Here is a 17,908-nt window from a genome sequence, read left to right on the forward strand (position 1 = left end):
CCACTTCAGCGGGGTCGATCGAAGATCCGAACATCCCCGCGCGACGCCGGTGCGATCTCGTGCTAGTCGCCGACGGGTTCCGCGAGCACCTCGACGATGGGACCGCCCAGCACCGTCAGCAGATTTTGCTCGATCACGGTTCGCGCCTCGTGCTCGGTGTCCGCGGCTTCTTGTCCCGACTCGACCGGCATCGTCACGCAGAACACATCGGCGGCCGTCGACCCGAACGTATTGACCTTCGCCCAGGCGATGTCGGCTCCCGCCCGCTCGAGCGCCTGCGCCAACAAGGCGAGTAGCCCGATCCGGTCCATCGCGCGAACTTCGACGACGAGTTGCTCCGGTGCGGCGGCGTTGAGCCACAGGATGCGGGGCGGGGCGGTCGAACGGGTCAGCGGTGCGCCGGCCTGGACCTCGCCGGCCCGCGACATCGCCGAGTTGGCGGCGTCGGTGTCGCGTTTTTCCAGTGCGCCAAGGATGTCGACGTCGCCATTGAGGGCGCCGACAAACTGCTGACGCAGCAGGCCCGCCTCGGGTGGGGAACCGAACAGCGGCGACACCATGAATTCGGTGATCGCGACGCCCTCGTGAGTGTTGACCGTCGCGGAATGGATCCGCAGCGAATTCAGCGCCAGTACCGCCGCGGCCTTCGACACCAGTCCGCGCTGGTCCGGTGCGACCATCACGGTGTGGAGTCGTTCGCGCTCCCCCGACTTGATCTCGACATGTACTCCGTGATCGACTGCCAGCGCAATATAGTGTGGCGCAGTCGGTTCCACTTCCGGCAACGGCTCACCCGCCATCACCAGCCGACAGCGCCGCACCAGGTCCTCCATCAGGGAGGCTTTCCAGTCGCTCCACACTCCGGGCCCGGTGGCCTTCGAGTCGGCCTCGGCGAGCGCGTGCAGCAGCTCGAGCAGTTGCCAATCCCCGTCCAGCGTCTTCGACACGGATTCAATGGTTTTCGGATCGTTGAGGTCGCTTCGGGTAGCCGCGACGGGCAGCAGCAGATGGTGGCGGACCATGCCTGACAGTGTCTCGATGTCGCGGGGTTCCAGTCCCAGCCGCTCGCCGATCGGAATCACCAAATCGGCCCCCAGCACACAGTGGTCGACACCGCGCCCCTTGCCGATGTCGTGCAGCAGGGCGCCGATTGCCAGCAGGTCCGATCGCGCGACGCGAGTCGTCAGCGGCGCCGCGTTGACGGCGGTCTCGACGATATGACGATCCACGGTCCACACGTGGGACACATCGCGCGGCGGCAGGTCGCGGACGGCGTCCCATTCCGGAAATAGCTTGCTCCACAGCCCCGTTCGGTCCAGCGCTTCGATCGTGTTCACCATCGGGGGGCCGGCCAGCAGCACGACCAGGAGGTCGTCCAGCGCCTCGCGCGGCCACGGTGTCGGCAGGTCCGGCACGCTGGCGGCCAGTCGGCTCAGGGTGGCGGCCCCGATCGGCAGGCCGGTGTTGGCCGAGGCGGCGGCCACCCGAAGCACCAGCCCGGGATCGCGTTCGGGTTGGGCCTCGCGGGCAAGCACGATCTCGCCGTCGTATTCGACCACGCCCTCGTCCAGCGGTCGCCGCTTCGGGCGTCGTACCAGTGCGCTGATACCGCGGCGCGGCAGCGCGTTCTGGGCGGTGCGCAGTCCGCTTTCGGCGTGGTACGCGATGGTGCGGCCGACGTCGGAAAGCATGCGCGCCAACGCGAATCGGTCGCCGGTGTGCAGGGCGGCGCTGATCTCGTCGGCGAACTGGGCCAGCACCTGATCGCGTCCGCGGCCGGACACCCGATGCAGTTCGGTGCGGACGTCGAGCAGGGTCAGATACGCATCGTCGAGTGAACCGCCGGGGATTTCCGGACGGCTCATGCCGCGGCGGTCGATCAGCTGAGCCACGCCCAACGCGTCGAGCAGCTGGACGTCCCGCAGGCCGCCGCGGCCCGATTTCAGGTCGGGCTCGGCGCGTTGCGCGATCCGGCCACATCGCTGCCAGCGGGCGTTCGTCATTTCCACCAGCTCGTCCATCCGGGAGCGAATCGCGGTGCGCCACTGCTTTCGTGCGCCCGCGATCAACTCCTCGGACTGCGCCGGATCGCCGGCGATGTGGCGAGCGTCCAGCAGGCCCAGGGCGGCGATCATGTCGCCGTTGGCGACGGTCAGCGTGCCGGATACCGTTCGCACGCTGTGGTCGAGCCGAACGTTGGCGTCCCACAACGGGTACCACAGCCCATCGGCCACCCGCTGCAGCACGTCGTCGGGGACGTTGTCGTGCAACAGCATCAAGTCCAGATCGGAATAGGGCAGCAGCTCGCGGCGCCCCAGGCCGCCGACCCCGACGAGCGCGAAGCCGCTGGTTTCGGTGATGCCGAGCTCGGTGGCCTTTGCGATCAACCAGGACTCGTGCAGATCCAGCCAGGCGTGCCTGAGCTCGGCCGCGTGCAGCTTGCTGCCCTCAGACAGCAGCGTACGCCGCGCAGCGGCCAAATCGCTTGCTCCGATAGCGATTTCAGCGTGCACGGCGTCCGCTCTGGCTGTCCCGGACGGGTCGGGCTCGGTCGGTTTCATAACCTCCCGGCCCGGTCGGCCTGGATTGTCAATTCGGCGCTAGCGTCATATCGCATCGGTCCCGCGCTCACCGGTGCGCACGCGCACAATGGTTTCCACGGGGCTGACCCAGACCTTGCCGTCGCCGATCTTGCCGGTGCGAGCCGCGCGGACGATGCTGTCCACGACCTTGTCGACGACGGAGTCGTCGACAACGACCTCGATCCGGACCTTCGGCACGAAATCGACCGAGTATTCAGCACCCCGGTAGACCTCGGTGTGCCCCTTCTGCCGTCCGTAGCCCTGGACTTCGCTGACCGTCAGCCCCAGGACGCCCGCATCCTCCAGGGCCGTCTTGACGTCGTCAAGGGTGAACGGCTTCACGATCGCGGTGACCAGCTTCATGATTACTCCGCCTCCACTTTCTCGGCCGCGACTGCTTCGTCCAGTCCGTTAGCACTGTCCGGCAGGGTGGCACGGGGAAGAACCGACGATGTGGCCACTGCGAAATCGTAACCGCTCTCCGCGTGCTCGGCCTCATCGATACCGGCTGCTTCCGCTTCCGGATTCAGCCGCAGCCCCATCGTGTACTTCAGGATCAAGGCGATGATAAACGTGACGACAAACGAGAAGCCAAGCACGCTGAACGCGCCGACCGCCTGCCGTTCCAGCTGATCCCAGCCGCCGCCGTAGAACAAGCCCTTCGACACGCCCGTGACGCCGTTGATCGCCACGCTCTCCGGGGCGGCCAGCAGGCCGACCAGCAGTGTTCCGGCCAGACCACCGACCAGGTGGACACCGACCACGTCCAGCGAGTCATCGAAGCCGAGCTTGAACTTCAGCCCGACCGCCAGCGCGCACACCACACCGGCGACCAGGCCGATGATCAGCGCGCCCAGCGCGTTGACCGACGAGCAGGACGGGGTGATGGCGACCAGCCCCGCCACGATGCCCGACGCCGCTCCCAGCGTTGTCGCCTTGCCGTCGCGAATGCGCTCGGTGAGCAGCCAGGCCAGCATGGCGGTGGCGGTGGCGATCGTGGTGGTCATGAATGTCGCAGCCGCGGCGCCGTTGGAGCTGGTGGCCGAACCCGCGTTGAAGCCGTACCAGCCGAACCACAGCAACCCGGCGCCGAGCATCACGAACGGCAGGTTGTGCGGGCGGAACAGCGTGGTGGGCCAGCCTTTGCGCTTGCCCAGCACCAGCGCCAGCGCCAGACCCGCCGTACCGGAGTTGATATGGACCGCGGTTCCACCGGCGAAGTCGATCGCGTGCAGCTTGTTGGCGATCCAGCCGCCCTTCTCGGCCGCGAAGCCGTCGAACGCGAAGACCCAGTGCGCAACCGGGAAGTACACGAACGTCGCCCACAGCCCGGAGAACACCAGCCAGGCGCTGAACTTGAGGCGGTCGGAGACCGCGCCCGAGATCAGGGCGACGGTGATGATCGCGAACATCAGCTGGAACGCCACGAACACGGTCGCGGGCAAGGTGCCGGCGAGCGGAATATCCGTCGCGGCAACGCCTTTGGTCGGATCGGCGGCTACGGCGTTGCCACCGATCAGGCCCTTGAGGCCCCAGTACTCGGTGGGGTCGCCGATCAGGTTGGCCTTGTCAGTGCCAAACGAGACTGAATAGCCATATAGAACCCACAGCACCGTCACCACACCCATGGCGCTGATACTCATCATGAGCATGTTGAGCACGCTTCGCGCGCGCACCATGCCGCCGTAGAAGAACGCCAATCCTGGCGTCATCAACAGCACCAGCGCTGAACTCGCCAGCATCCATGCGGTATCACCGGTATTGGGCTGGCCCATTACTGGGAAACTCACTCGCTATCACCTCCGGTCGGCCCTGAACGGGTCATCAGACATGTGCCTGCTGACCTGATCCAGAACCTTGCGCAATAGTTGTTTCCGAGATGGGGCCACCGTGTTTCGGCGTCATTAACGAAACGGCGGCTGTGTAAGGGGTTTCAGCCGAGCAGGGCGTCCACGAATGCGGCCGTCTCAAAAGGCGCCAAATCGTCCGGGCCTTCGCCGAGGCCGACGAGTTTCACCGGCACGCCCAGTTCCTGTTGAACCCGGAAAACGATGCCGCCCTTGGCCGTTCCGTCCAGCTTGGTCAGCACCGCGCCGGTGATGTCGACGACGTCGGCGAAAACCTTTGCCTGGGCCAGGCCGTTCTGTCCGATCGTGGCGTCGAGGACAAGTAACACCTCGTCGACGGCGGCGCGCCGGGTCACCACGCGCTTGACCTTGTCGAGCTCGTCCATCAGACCCACCTTGGTGTGCAGCCGCCCCGCGGTGTCGATCAGCACGACGTCCGCGCCCGCCTCGATGCCCTTGTCGACGGCGTCGAAGGCCACCGCCGCCGGGTCCGAGCCCTCGGGCCCGCGCACCACTTCGGCGCCCACCCGGGACGCCCAGGTCTCCAGTTGATCGGCGGCGGCGGCCCGGAATGTATCGGCGGCGCCCAGCACGACACGCCGACCGTCGGCCACCAGCACCCGCGCCAGCTTGCCGACCGTGGTGGTCTTTCCGGTGCCGTTGACGCCGACGATCAGCAGCACCGACGGGTGATCGTCGTGCGGCAGCGCGCGGATCGAGCGATCCATTTCGGGTTTGAGCTCTTTGATCAGCACGTCGCGCAGCACCGCCCGCGCGTCGGCTTCGGTGCGGACATTGCTGCTGGCCAGGCGGCTGCGCAGCTGTGCGACCACCGACTCGGTGACGACCGGGCCCAGGTCGGCGACCAGCAGGGTGTCCTCGACGTCCTGCCAGGAGTCTTCGTCCAGGTCGCCGCCGCCGATCAGTCCCAGCATGCTGCGCCCGAGCGCGTTCTGCGATCGGGCCAGCCGGCCGCGCAAGCGTTCCAGCCGGCCCTCGGTCGGCGCGATCTCCTCGATCTCGGCCGCCGCGGGGGCTTCCGGCTCCGGCTGCACCGGCGGGGGCGTGACGGTCTCGGGTTCGGGCAGCGCAACGTCGGAGATCGTGCGCCGTGGCGCGTCGCGCGGGATGGTGGCGTCGTCTCCCACCGCGGGCAGCCCGGTGGTGTCGATCGTGGGCGTGCCCTGGCTGAAGGTGATGCCTGAGGACGCGGTGTAACCGCCGGACCGGTCGAGTGCGGTCGGCTCGGGCCGGGTCAGGCTGATCTGCCGGCGACGGTACCGCCTCAGCCCCAGGACCAGCGCAGCGATGACAACCAGGGCGGCAACGACGGCGATGGCGATCCAAAGACCTTGCGACACGCTGACATTGTTTCAGGGCCACGCGGGCCAACTCACAGCGGCAGTCGCCGCCCGGGCCCTAAGAAGAGGTAGTGGCGAGCGGCGCGACCTCTTGGCCGCGCATCCGCTGCGAGATCACCGCGGTAATGCCGTCGCCCTGCATGGTCACGCCGTACAGCGCGTCGGCGACCTCCATGGTCGGCTTCTGGTGGGTGATGATGAGCAGCTGCGAGCGCGCCCGCAGCAGCTCGAACAGCGAGATCAGGCGGCGCAGGTTGGTGTCGTCGAGCGCGGCCTCGACCTCGTCCATGATGTAGAACGGCGACGGGCGGGCCCGGAAGATCGCCACCAGCATCGCGACGGCGGTCAGCGCCTTCTCGCCACCGGACAGCAAAGACAGCCGGGTGATCTTCTTGCCGGGCGGACGGGCCTCCACCTCGATGCCGGTGGTGAGCATGTCGTCCGGGTTGGTCAGCCGCAGCCGGCCCTCGCCGCCGGGGAACAGCACGGTGAAGACTTCCTGGAATTCGCGTTCCACGTCGACGAACGCGTCGCTGAACACCTGCAGGATGCGGGCGTCGACGTCGGCGACGACGTCGAGCAGATCCTTGCGGGCCGCCTTGACGTCCTCGAGCTGGGTGGACAGGAAGTTGTAGCGCTCTTCCAGCGCGGCAAACTCTTCGAGCGCCAGCGGATTGACCCGGCCCAGTTCGGCCAGTTCCCGCTCGGCGCGTTTGGCCCGCCGCTCCTGGGTCGGCCGATCGTACGGGATCGGGGCCGGCGCGGTGACCTGCTCGCCGCGCTCGCGGGCCAGCTCGAACTCGGCCATCTCCAGCTCCGAGGGCGGCAGCGCGATCTGCGGGCCGTACTCGGCGATCAAATCCGCAGGGCTCATGCCGAACTGCTCGAGCACCATCTGTTCGAGCTGCTCGATACGCATCGCCGCCTGGGCGTTGGCCACCTCGTCGCGGTGCAGCGAATCGGTCAGCGTGGCCACCCGGGCGCCCAGCGTCTGCACCTCGGTGCGCACCGCCGCCATCGCCGCCGACCGGGCCTCGCGTTCGCCGACCATCGCGTCGCGGATCTGCGACGCCGCCGCGACCACCCGGTCCAACCGCGCCGCGAGCAGCCTGCCCGCGTCGGCCACCGCCGCGGCCACCGCGGCCGCCCGCAATCGCGCGGCGTGTGCCTGCTGGGCCCGCACCCGCGCCTCACGTTCGGCGGCGGCCGCACGGCGCAACGAATCGGCCCGGCCGCGTAGGGCGTTGGCCCGTTCCTCGGCGGTGCGCACCGCGAGCCGGGCCTCCACTTCGACGCCGCGGGCGGTGTCGGCCGCGGCGGCGATCCGCTGACGATCGACGGGGTCTTCGGCAGGTGCGAGCTGGCTGGCCTGGGCGTTGCGCAGCCGGGTTTCGAGCTCGGTGACCTCTGCGACGGTCTGGGCGCGCCCGGTCTCCAGCTCCTCGCGCTGACGCAGCAGCCGGTTCCACTCTTCGTCGGCGGTGCGGGCGTCCTGTCCGAGCCGCCCCAGCTGCTCGTACATCGCCGAGATCTCGGTGTCGGACTCGTTGAGGGCGGCCAGCGCCTGCTCGGCCGAATCCTGCCGGCCGCGCTGCTCGGCCAGTGCGCCGGACAGGGCCGCGGACAGCTGCGCCACCTGTGACTCGGCGGCGGCCAGCTCGCGGCCCGCCTTGTCGATCTCCGAGGTGAGCTCCAGCGTCGACGGCTTGCGGTCCGAGCCGCCGCTGACCCAGCCACGGCCGACCAGGTCGCCGTCGAGCGTCACCGCGCGCAGCTGCGGGCGGGCCGCGACCAGATCCAGCGCCGCGCCCAGGTCGTCGACCACCGCGACACCGGACAACATGGCGACCATCGCGCCGCGCAGCCGCTGCGGGGCCTCGACCAGGTCGAGCGCCCACAGGGCACCGTCGGGCAGCGGCGCGGCCGGCGGGGGTTCACCGACGGGCCAATCGCCGAGCACCAGCGCCGCGCGACCCCCGTCGGCCTGCTTGAGCGCGGCGACCGCCGAACGGGCCGCACCGAAGTTTTCGGCGGCCAGCGCGTCGGCCGCCGATCCGAGCACCACTGCCAGCGCCGCCTCGTACCCTGGACGGACCTTGACCAATTTCGCGACCGGTCCGAAAAGCCCTGCGCCGCTGTGGTTTTGGGTAAGCCAGGCCGCGCCGTCCTTGCGTTCGAGCCCCACCGAGAGCGCATCGATGCGGGCCCGCAGTGACGCCACCCGGCGCTCGGCCTCCCGCTCGCTCGCCTGCAGTTCGACGACCCGCGCGTCGGCCAGTCGCAGCGCGGCCACCGTCCGCTCGTGGTGTTCGTCCAGGCCGACCTCGCCCTGATCGAGTTCGCCGACGCGACCCTGCACGGTCTCGAACTCCGCCCGGGTCTGCTGCGCGCGGGCAGCGGCCTGTTCGATGCGTTCGGACAGCCGGGCCACGCTGTCGTCGATCGATTCGACCCGGGCCCGCATCGTCTCGACCTGACCGGCCAGCCGGGCCAGGCCCTCGCGCCGGTCGGCCTCGGCCCGGACGGCGGCCAGGTGGGCCCGATCGGCCTCGGCGGCCTCGCGTTCGCGCTCGGACAGGTCGGCCCGGGCGGCCTCGAGCCGGGTCCGGGCGGCGTCCAGCTCGGCCAGCAGCTCGCGCTCGGCGGCCGCGACCTGTTCGGCCTCGGCGTCGAGTGCGTCCGGGTCGGTGTCGCTGGTCGCCACCGGCTCCAGGTCCAGGTGCTGGGCGCGTTCGCTGGCGATGCGGACCGTGGCGCCCACCCGTTCGGCCAGAGCGGACAGCCCGAACCAGGTGTGCTGGACCGACTCGGCGCGCACCGAGAGCTGGCCCAGCGCGGTCTCGTGGGCGGTCAGCTCCTCGGACGCCACGGCCAGGCGGCCGGCGGCCTCGTCGTGCTCGCGGCGCATGGTGGCCTCGGCTTCCAAGATCGCGTCGCGCTGCACCTGCCGGTTGACCAGGTCGTCGGCTGCCAGCCGCAATCGCGCGTCGCGCAGGTCGGCCTGGATGGTCTGGGCGCGACGGGCCACCTCGGCCTGACGGCCCAGCGGTTTGAGTTGGCGTCGCAGCTCGGTGGTCAGGTCGGTGAGCCGGGCCAGGTTGGCCTGCATCGCATCCAGCTTGCGCAGGGCTTTTTCCTTGCGCTTGCGGTGTTTGAGCACTCCCGCGGCTTCCTCGATGAACGCACGGCGATCCTCGGGCCGCGACTGCAGGATCTCGTCGAGCTTGCCCTGCCCGACGATCACGTGCATCTCGCGGCCGATACCGGAGTCGCTCAGCAACTCCTGGACATCCATCAAACGGCAACTGGTGCCGTTGATTTCGTATTCGCTGGCGCCGTCGCGGAACATCCGCCGCGTGATCGAAACCTCGGAGTACTCGATCGGCAGCGCGTTGTCGGCGTTGTCGATCGTGACGGTGACCTCGGCGCGGCCCAGCGGGGCGCGCGACGAGGTGCCGGCGAAGATGACGTCTTCCATCTTTCCGCCGCGCAGCGTCTTGGCGCCCTGCTCCCCCATCACCCACGCCAGGGCATCGACCACGTTGGATTTGCCGGAACCGTTGGGTCCGACGACGGCGGTGATGCCCGGTTCGAAGCGCAGAGTCGTCGGCGAAGCGAAGGACTTGAAGCCCTTCAGCGTCAGACTCTTGAGGTACACGGCGAGCCAGACTACCGCTCAAATTGCCCAAGCCGCCGTCATGAAGGGGTGTCGGATCGCTCGAAATACACCCGTTGTTCACAGTCTGGCGCACTAGCCACAGTGGCCACTTCAGTCACTGGAAACGAGGGCATGATGCGTTCCGAAACGCGATATCGCCGGCGCTGTCACGTTTGCGAAGCGACCCTGCGAAGCCCGCGCGGTGCCGCTGTGACCGGTGTGACTCAAGCACCGTAGCTAGCGCTCGACGAACCCCTCGAATTGCTCCTGCGGCTGCGACCAGTCGGCAACGACCTTGTCGACGTGGCCCGGGCGCGACGGCCAGGAATGGCCGCCTTCCAGCAGCTCCAGCAGTTTCTCGCCCGACTCCCGGGGTCCGTGGGCGACGACCAGGACGCGGCCGTCGGCCTGGTTCGCCGCGTAACCGGTGAGGCCGAGCTCCAGCGCCCGGCAGCGGGTCCACCAGCGAAAGCCCACCCCCTGGACCATGCCGTGCACCCAGGCGGTGAGCCGGACGTCAGGACCCGGCATTGCCGGTCTCGGAGGCGATCTCGAACTTGACCATGGTGCCCGCCTTGAGCGTGCGCCCGACCGTGCAGACCAGGTCGATCGCCCGGTTGACGACCATGAACAGGCGTTCCTGTTCGTCCTCGGACAAGCCCGACAGGTCGACTTCGAGGGTCTCGGAGAGCAGCGGATAGACCTCTTCGTCGCGGTCCGCGTCGCCGGAGACCCGGACCACCGCCCGGTAGTCGTCGCCGAGCCGGCGAGCCAGCGGCTGGTCGCTGGCCATCCCGCTGCACGCCGCCAGCGCGATCTTCATCAACTCGCCGGGCGTGAACACGCCTTCGACGTCCTCGGAGCCGACAAGAACCTGTGCGCCCCGCGAGCTATGGCCGGTGTAGCGGCGTGTCCCGGTGCGTTCGACCCACAATTGCGTCATGGTTCATTTCTACCGGGGCCGGGTGAATACGCCCTCAACGAACTATCAAAGACAGCAGCTTCTTGCCGAAAGATAATGACTTCGAATCGTTTTCGGACGATACGACCACATGATCGTCGACCCGGTGCCGCAGTTCGCGCTCCAGCGCGTCGCGCAGTGTGGAGGACGCGCCCGGGCATCCGTCGCAGGAGCCGGCCATCCGCACGGTCACGTTGTGGCCGTCGACCGAGACCAGCTCGATCGAACCGCCGTGCGAGGCGGCCAGCGCACCCACCGGCCCGGCCAGCAGCTCCTCCACAACGGCCTCCAGTTGGCTTGCGGGGACCGATGTTTCGTCGACGGTCCAGCCCGCCGGGTCCAGCAGCGCCGCGCCGAGCGCCTCGCGAATTTCGTCGCCCAGCGCACGCCAGCTGCTGTCCGCGCAGATCGTGATCAGGATTGCGCCGGCTCCGACCACGATTTCGTCGACCACGCCCGAGTCCAGCAAGGCGCCCAGCTTGCCCGGGGCGACGCAGACCGTGCCGCGCGGCGGCAGTCGCTCCGATGCGACCACCCAGCGCAGCTGACGCGGATCCTCGGTGGCTGTGGCGTGGATCGCAATCATGCGCCCAGCGCTATCGCGACTTGTCGAGCGAGGAACGCCATCACCCAGGCCAGGACGAACATGTAGGACCACGCGATCGCGGGCCATTTCCACGAGTTCGTTTCACGCCGCATCACCGCGACGGTCGACATGCATTGCAGCGCATAGATGAAGTACGCCATCAGCGCGATCACGGTCGGCGCGGTGAACACCTTGTGGCCGTTGTCGTCGGTCAGGGAGACCAGCGCCTCGTGCGGATCGTCGGGACTCTCCGCCGCCGCGACCTGCCCCAGGGTGGACACGAACACTTCGCGCGCCGACATCGAACCGAGCAGGGCGATGTTGACATGCCAGTCGAAGCCGAGCGGCTTGAACACCGGCCCGACCACCTTGCCGACATCGGCGGCCAAGCTGTGGTCCATCACGTAGGCGGTCGCGTCGGTCGGCGACATCTTCGCGGTCTCGGCCTCGCGGGCCGGCAGGTTGAGCATCACCCACAGCACCACGGACGTGCCGAGGATGATCGTTCCGGCCTTGCGCAAGAACATCTTTGCCGAATCCCACATCGTGATCAGCACGTTCTTGGGCGACGGGAAGCGGTACGGCGGAAGCTCCATCGTGAACGGCAGCAGATCGCTGCGCAGGATCGTCGATTTGAAGATCGCCGCGGCGATCAGGGCCGAGGTGCCGCCGCACACATACAGCGCGAACATCGCGATGCCCTGCGCACTGAAGCCGCCCCACTGGGTCTTCGGGGAAACCAGGATGCCGACCAGCAGGGTGAACACCGGAAGCCGGGCCGAGCAGGTCATCAGCGGCGCCGTGATGATCGTGGCGATGCGGTCTTTCGACGACGGCAGCGTCCGGGTGGCCATGATTCCCGGGATGGCGCAGGCGAACGACGACAGCATCGCGACGAACGCGCGGCCTTCCAAACCCGTCGAGGCCATCACCCGGTCCATCAAGAATGCGGCGCGCGCCATGTAGCCGACGTTCTCCAGCAACGCAATCAGCAAGAACAGCAACACGATCTGCGGAATGAACTGGAGCACCGTTCCGACACCGCCGATCAGCCCCTGGCCGAGCAGCCCGCGCACCACGTAATTGCCGACGTGATTGCTGACCAGGTTGCCGAGCCAGGTGAGCCAATCGCCCACCTGATCCTGCAGCGGCGCGGCCACGGTGAAGACGACCTGGAAGAAGCAGAACATCACCGCGAAGAAGATGACGGTCCCCCACAGCGGGTGCAGCACGACCGCGTCGATCCCGCGGGTGCGCCGATCCGGTTTCGGGGCAGCGTAATCCGCCGCCTTCAGCACCGAGCGGCCCCACGCGTCGATCGCGGCATCGTCGGCCGGCGGCAGGACCGGGGGCCGTTGCCACTGACCGAACGCCACCAGCTGGGCGCGCAACGCGTCGATGCCCACGCCGCGGTTGGCGACGACGGGCAGGACCGGGACGCCCAGCGCCGTCGACAAGGCGTCCAGCGAGATGCCGCCGCCGCGCGCGGTCAATTCGTCGGTCATGCTCAGCACCAACAGGCACGGCAGGTCTTGCCGCAGCACCTGCGCGATCAGGATGATCGAGCGGTTCAGCGTGGTGGCGTCGGCGACGATGACGATCGCGTCGGGCCGGCCGTCGCCGTAGACCTCGCCGCCCAGCAGGTCGGACACCACCTGCTCGTCCGGGCTGATCGGGTCGAGGCTGTAGGTACCGGGCAGGTCCTCGATGGCGATTTCGACGCCGTCCACTTTGGCGGTACCGACGCTGCGCCCGACGGTGACGCCCGGGTAGTTACCCGTCTTGGCGCGCAGTCCGGTCAGGTGGTTGAACACGGAAGTCTTGCCCGCGTTGGGGCTGCCCACCAACGCGATCCGAGCCATCCCCGTAGCGGCGACCGCGGAGCCGCCTTCCTCGTGGCATGACGTCATGCGTCAGTCCCCGCGACGACCTCGATCAGCAGCGCCTCGCGGCGGCGCAGGCACAGCTCGGTGTCCTGAACCCGGTAGATGGTCGGGTCGCCCATCGGGGCCCGGCGGATCACCTCCACATCGGAGGCCGGCCGAAATCCCAACTGCCGCAGTCGGCCCGCCACCACCTCGGAGGCCGCCGAGGCGACGCCCACGATGGTTGCCCGCTCGCCCGGCGACAACTGCGCCAGCACGGTTGGCGAACCCGAAAAACGATCTGCGTTTCGCGCCGATTTGCGCATTACCCGTTCCAACGCCGGAGGTTCATCATCCTGGTAAGGATAACCTCACGATGCTGAGGATAACCTCAGCTTTTCGCGAAGAGGCGTTAACTGCGTGGCCGCGGCTGACACCGCGGACAGTAGAACGACGACCGGTTCATGAACTTCTCGCGGCGCATCACCGCGCCGCAGCGCCGGCAGTTTTCGCCTTCGCGCCCATAGGCATCCAGCGATCGGTCAAAGTAGCCCGACTCGCCGTTGACGTTGACGTACAGCGAATCGAACGAGGTCCCGCCCTTGGCGAGCGCCTCGCGCATCACCTCCGCGGCGGCCTCCAACACGGCGGTCAGCTGGCGGCGGGTCAGCGTGTCCGCCACCCGGGCACCGTGAACTTTGGCCCGCCACAACGCTTCATCGGCATAGATATTGCCGATGCCCGACACCACCTGCTGATCCAGCAGTTGGCGTTTGATCTCGGAATGCTTGCGCCGCAACACTTTCACCACCGCATCGACATCGAAGCGGGGGTCCAGCGGGTCACGTGCGAGGTGCGCGACGGGCACCGGCACGACGCTGCCGTCGATTTCTATGAGTTCGGCAAGCATCCAGCCCCCGAAGGTCCGCTGGTCGGCGAAGCTCAGCAGCGTTGCGTCGTCGAGCACCGCGGAGATCCGGACGTGATCGGCCCGCGGCACCTCGCCCAACAGCATCTGCCCGCTCATGCCGAGGTGAACGACCAGGGCGGTATCGCCGTCGAGCAACAGCCACAGGTATTTGCCGCGTCGATCGGTTCCGTCGATCCGCGCGCCGAGCAACCGGGCCGTCAGATCGGCGGGCCCGGCCTCGTGCCGGCGTACCGCGCGGGGGTGGTGCACCCGAACCGCGGTGATCGTCTTGCCCACAACATGGGCCTGCAAGCCGCGGCGCACCACCTCGACCTCGGGCAGTTCAGGCATCTAGACGGGCGTTTTCCCCGCGGTGTCCAACGCTTCCAGCGTTTTCCAGGTCGCGGCGGCGGCCTTCTGCTCGGCTTCCTTCTTGGAGCGCCCGACGCCCGACCCGTATTCGGTCTCCATCACGACGACCACCGCGGTGAATTCCTTGTCGTGGTCCGGGCCGGTCGAGGTGACCAGGTAGGACGGCGCGCCCATGCCGCGGGCCGCGGTGAGCTCCTGCAGACTGGTCTTCCAATCCAGCCCCGCGCCCAGCGTCGGCGCGGCGTCCAGCAGCGCACCGAACAACCGCAGGATCACCTCGCGCGCCGTTTCGATGCCGTGCGCCAGGTAGATCGCGCCCAGCAGCGATTCCATCCCGTCGGCCAGGATGCTCGACTTGTCGGCTCCACCCGTGTTCGCTTCGCCGCGCCCCAGCAACAGGTGTGCGCCCAGTCCCCCTTCGCACAGGTGTCGACCGACGTCGGCCAGCGCCTGGGTGTTGACGACGCTGGCGCGCAGTTTGGCCAGGTCACCTTCCGACCGGTCGGGATGACGGTGGTAGAGCTCGTCGGTGACGGTCAGGCCCAGCACGGCGTCGCCGAGAAATTCCAGCCGCTCGTTGGTCGGCAGTCCGCCATGCTCGTAGGCGTAGCTGCGGTGGGTCAACGCCAACGAGAGCAGCTCCTCGGGGAGGTCGACCCCGAGCGCGTCGAGCAGGGGTTGCCGGGAAGTCACCGCTGCCCCCCGGCGGTATCCGGGTCGGCGGCATCGTCGGAGAGCATGTCCACCAGCTTGGCCCATCGCGGATCGATGTTGTCATGGTGGTGGCCGGGATCATTGGCCAGCTGGACGCCGCATTCCGGGCACAACCCGGGGCAGTCCGCTCGGCATACCGGCGCAAACGGGAGTTCGAGCCCGACTGCGTCGATGATCGGCTGCTCGAGGTCGATGCGGTCGTCGACCACGCGGCCGACCTCGTCCTCCTCGGTGGTCGCCTCGGTGGTGCTGTTCGGGTAGGCGAACAGTTCGGTCAACCCGACCTGCACATTCCCCTGCACCTCGGTCAGGCACCGCGAGCACTCGCCGAGCGTGGGCCCCGACACCGTTCCCGTGACCAGTACGCCTTCCGACACCGATTCGACCCGCAGATCCATGTCCAGCGGGGCGCCCCGCGGGATCGCGATCATGTCCAGTCCGATCCGCAACGGGCTGGGCACGGTGTTGCGCAACGTCACCATCGAGCCCGGTCGTCGCCCGAGCCGCGTGACGTCAACCGTCATCGGCGAGGCCGGATGTTGCTGCGCAGTAGTCCTGTGTTCGCGCGCCATACGAAAAATCTTACGGCGCCGTCGAGGTGGCCCGGTCGGCACTTCGCCCATTCACCCAGGTGGCCACGCTCGGCACTGGGCCCAGGGGGTTACCCGCTAGCGCGTCGCGTAGTCGTGCGTTCCGGCCGCCGTCCGGAGCTGGTGGCGACCGCGGCCCACCGAACGAAGCGTGCCGTTGAGGAACTCCTCGAACTCCGCGAGCTTGTTGTCGACATAGATGTCGCACTCACCGCGCAACCGGTCGGCCTCGGCGTGTGCGGTGTCGATCAGCCGGGTGGACTCGGCGTTGGCGGCCTGCACCACCTCGTTCTGCGAGACCAGGCGCTGCTGCTCCTTGATGCCCTCTTGCACGGCCTTCTCGTAGGAGATGTTGCCGTTTTCGATGAGCCGGTCGGCTTCGGCCTGGGCGCGGCCGACGCTGGCCTCGTATTCGCGTTTGGCCGCCGTGGCGATGCGCATCGCTTCCTCGCGCGCGTCGGCGACCATTCGCTCGCTGTGCTGGCGCGCCTCGTTCACCATCCGGTCGGCCTGCGCCTTGGCGTCGGAAAGCAGCCGGTCGGCTTCGGCGCGGGAGTGGTTGAGCAACGACTCCGACTCGGTGGTTGCCGAGGACACCATCGAGTCGGCGTGCGACTTGGCGTCGGACAGCATCGAATCACGCGCATCGAGTACGTCCTGGGCGTCGTCCAGCTCGCCGGGAATCGCATCCTTGATGTCGTCGATCAGCTCCAGCACATCGCCGCGAGGCACCACACAGCCCGCCGTCATAGGCACGCCGCGGGCTTCTTCGACAATGGCGCCCAATTCATCCAGCGCTTCAAAGACTCGGTACACGGCAATACCCTCCTGGCATCTTGCACAGATCCTGTTGTTACCAGTGTGCCTGGTGTTACCTCTGTGACGGCGGTGGCGACACCGGTGTGTCGGGCATTGGCCACCGGGCTTGCGGCGAACGGGCGCGGAAGCGCCGCCCGGAAGCCGTGGTGCCCGTTGCCGCAATTGCCACACGATGTGGCAATCGACCCACAAAAATGGATTCTTCCAGGAATTCCACGGCACCGCCTGCGCAGGTCGGGATGCCTGCCGTCAGCCGCCGACGCGATGGTGTGGCGGCCGGGCGACCAGCCGCATCGCGATAGGCTGGGCCGGTGAACGGGCCCCCTGACCGAAATAGCGATAAGACGAGCGCGCCGACGTTGTTTATCTTTCCGCATGCCGGTGGATCCGCGAAATACTACGTTCCGTTCGCCAAGGCGTTCACCGCGGATATCAAACGGGTCGCCGTGCAATACCCCAGCCGGCGCGATCGCGGCCTGACCGAGCTCGCCAGCATTCCCGAGTTGGCCGACGAAATCTTCAACATGATGGCGCCCGCGGCCAAAGAAGCTGGTCAGGTCGCGTTTTTCGGCCACAGCATGGGCGGGCTGGCGGCCTTCGAAGTGGCGCTGAGATTCCAATCGGCCGGACATCCGATCAGCACGTTGTTCATCTCGTCCTGCGCAGCGCCGGGTCACATCCGATACAAGGAATTGCAGGGATCCGACCACGACATATTGAGCTTGGTCGCCCAGGTCACCCAGACAAATCCCGAGCATCTGGCAAATGACGAATTCGCCTCGAGCATCCTGCCCACGTTGCAAAGCGTCCGCACGATTGCCGCTTATACCCGGCCCCCGGAGATAAAGCTGTCGTGTCCGATCCATGCATTCGTCGCCGACGACGACCTCATCGTGGCGGAGGAGAACATGACGGCCTGGGCCGAGCGGACCACGCGGGAGTTCTCCATCCGGGTGTTCCCCGGGGATCATTTCTATCTCAACGCGAATTTGCCCGAACTGGTGAAGAACATCGAGGAAGTGGTGCTCGACTCCCCGGGCAAAAGTTAGCTGGGCGAGCCGCCGTCGGGTGGCCGCACGACCCGGATCGGTCGCCGTCACGCGTACGGCACAACCACCGGCCGGCGCCGGGCCAACACCGGCCTGGGCCCGCCGAAATGCTCCGCCCGACACGGCGAATGACTGCCGCCACCCGGCCCATCCTGGGGCGGGCATGGCGCGTTCCTGGTGAAAATGGTGCGCAGGTCCCAGAACACGGCGGTCGGGTGACCCAGGTAAGCGCGTGAGATTCATCTCACTCTACCTACTATCCGTCACCTGTGCCTCACCAGCACCACCCGTTACGCAAGCTGCTACCCCATTTGAACTGCAGTAACGCAGAAACCTGGCACTATAGTAGACGCACGCAAAATAGGGCGGCATAGGACCGCACCCAAAATCTGTGGATTTCTTAAATCCCAAGACTTCCCCATGAAAGACTGCTTACGTTGGTTAACGAGACGGATGGTCGGGGTGGACGATCGTTGTGCTGTGGCCGTCCAACTCTTACGCGCCGACGTTTCCGCCAGCAGCTGCCGTGTCACCGGGGGGGCTCCGCAGAGGAGCCGCGAGAGCTGCTGAACGGGATGGCACGCAGGGTGCGTG

Annotated in this window: 15 protein-coding genes; 1 reads left to right on the plus strand and 14 read right to left on the minus strand. The window is 67.7% G+C overall.

Features of this window, described 5'->3' with window-relative positions; genetic code table 11:
* Positions 1–62: 62 nt before the first annotated feature.
* The 14 genes from G6N55_RS08180 to sepIVA form a co-directional block, all read right to left on the minus strand.
* Positions 63–2,561: a [protein-PII] uridylyltransferase gene (locus G6N55_RS08180; RefSeq protein WP_085226325.1), complete on the minus strand. Its 2,499-nt coding sequence runs from the start codon at positions 2,559–2,561 to the stop codon at positions 63–65.
* Between the two features lie 45 nt (positions 2,562–2,606).
* Positions 2,607–2,945 (minus strand): P-II family nitrogen regulator, encoded by a 339-nt coding sequence (locus G6N55_RS08185; protein WP_085226323.1) that lies wholly within the window; start codon positions 2,943–2,945, stop codon positions 2,607–2,609.
* A gap of 2 nt (positions 2,946–2,947) precedes the next feature.
* Positions 2,948–4,357 (minus strand): ammonium transporter, encoded by a 1,410-nt coding sequence (locus G6N55_RS08190; RefSeq protein ID WP_085226321.1) that lies wholly within the window; start codon positions 4,355–4,357, stop codon positions 2,948–2,950.
* Positions 4,358–4,515: 158 nt separating this feature from the next.
* Positions 4,516–5,790 carry a signal recognition particle-docking protein FtsY gene (gene ftsY / locus G6N55_RS08195; RefSeq protein WP_085226319.1) on the minus strand — a complete coding sequence of 425 codons (1,275 nt, stop codon included), beginning with the start codon at positions 5,788–5,790 and terminating at the stop codon, positions 4,516–4,518.
* A gap of 58 nt (positions 5,791–5,848) precedes the next feature.
* On the minus strand, positions 5,849–9,448 hold the full coding sequence (gene smc, locus G6N55_RS08200) for a chromosome segregation protein SMC (RefSeq protein WP_085226318.1): 3,600 nt from the start codon (positions 9,446–9,448) through the stop codon (positions 5,849–5,851).
* 237 nt (positions 9,449–9,685) lie between these two features.
* Positions 9,686–9,979 (minus strand): acylphosphatase, encoded by a 294-nt coding sequence (locus G6N55_RS08205; RefSeq protein ID WP_085226316.1) that lies wholly within the window; start codon positions 9,977–9,979, stop codon positions 9,686–9,688.
* A complete protein-coding gene (locus G6N55_RS08210; protein ID WP_085226314.1) occupies positions 9,966–10,391 on the minus strand; it encodes an OsmC family protein in 426 nt (141 codons plus the stop codon). Before G6N55_RS08210 ends, G6N55_RS08205 begins: the two co-directional genes overlap by 14 nt.
* Before the next feature lie 34 nt (positions 10,392–10,425).
* A complete protein-coding gene (locus G6N55_RS08215; protein ID WP_085226313.1) occupies positions 10,426–10,995 on the minus strand; it encodes a NifU family protein in 570 nt (189 codons plus the stop codon).
* Positions 10,992–12,905 (minus strand): ferrous iron transporter B, encoded by a 1,914-nt coding sequence (gene feoB, locus G6N55_RS08220; RefSeq protein ID WP_085226312.1) that lies wholly within the window; start codon positions 12,903–12,905, stop codon positions 10,992–10,994. Before feoB ends, G6N55_RS08215 begins: the two co-directional genes overlap by 4 nt.
* Positions 12,902–13,138, minus strand: coding sequence for a FeoA family protein (locus G6N55_RS08225; protein WP_085227079.1), 237 nt, complete (start codon positions 13,136–13,138; stop codon positions 12,902–12,904). Before G6N55_RS08225 ends, feoB begins: the two co-directional genes overlap by 4 nt.
* 134 nt (positions 13,139–13,272) lie before the next feature.
* Entirely contained in the window at positions 13,273–14,121 is an 849-nt protein-coding gene (gene mutM, locus G6N55_RS08230) for a DNA-formamidopyrimidine glycosylase (protein WP_085226310.1), read from the minus strand.
* On the minus strand, positions 14,122–14,835 hold the full coding sequence (rnc, locus tag G6N55_RS08235; protein WP_085226309.1) for a ribonuclease III: 714 nt from the start codon (positions 14,833–14,835) through the stop codon (positions 14,122–14,124). It lies immediately after the preceding gene.
* Complete coding sequence (locus tag G6N55_RS08240; protein ID WP_179968131.1) at positions 14,832–15,428, minus strand: YceD family protein; 597 nt, start codon at positions 15,426–15,428, stop codon at positions 14,832–14,834. Before G6N55_RS08240 ends, rnc begins: the two co-directional genes overlap by 4 nt.
* Positions 15,429–15,524: 96 nt before the next feature.
* Entirely contained in the window at positions 15,525–16,262 is a 738-nt protein-coding gene (sepIVA, locus tag G6N55_RS08245; RefSeq protein ID WP_085226306.1) for a cell division protein SepIVA, read from the minus strand.
* A gap of 314 nt (positions 16,263–16,576) precedes the next feature.
* On the opposite strand from sepIVA, the gene G6N55_RS08250 reads away from it, so the two are divergent.
* Positions 16,577–17,314 carry a thioesterase II family protein gene (locus G6N55_RS08250; RefSeq protein ID WP_085226304.1) on the plus strand — a complete coding sequence of 246 codons (738 nt, stop codon included), beginning with the start codon at positions 16,577–16,579 and terminating at the stop codon, positions 17,312–17,314.
* The last annotated feature ends 594 nt before the right edge of the window (positions 17,315–17,908 follow it).

The organism is Mycobacterium florentinum (genome assembly GCF_010730355.1).
GTDB lineage: Bacteria > Actinomycetota > Actinomycetes > Mycobacteriales > Mycobacteriaceae > Mycobacterium > Mycobacterium florentinum.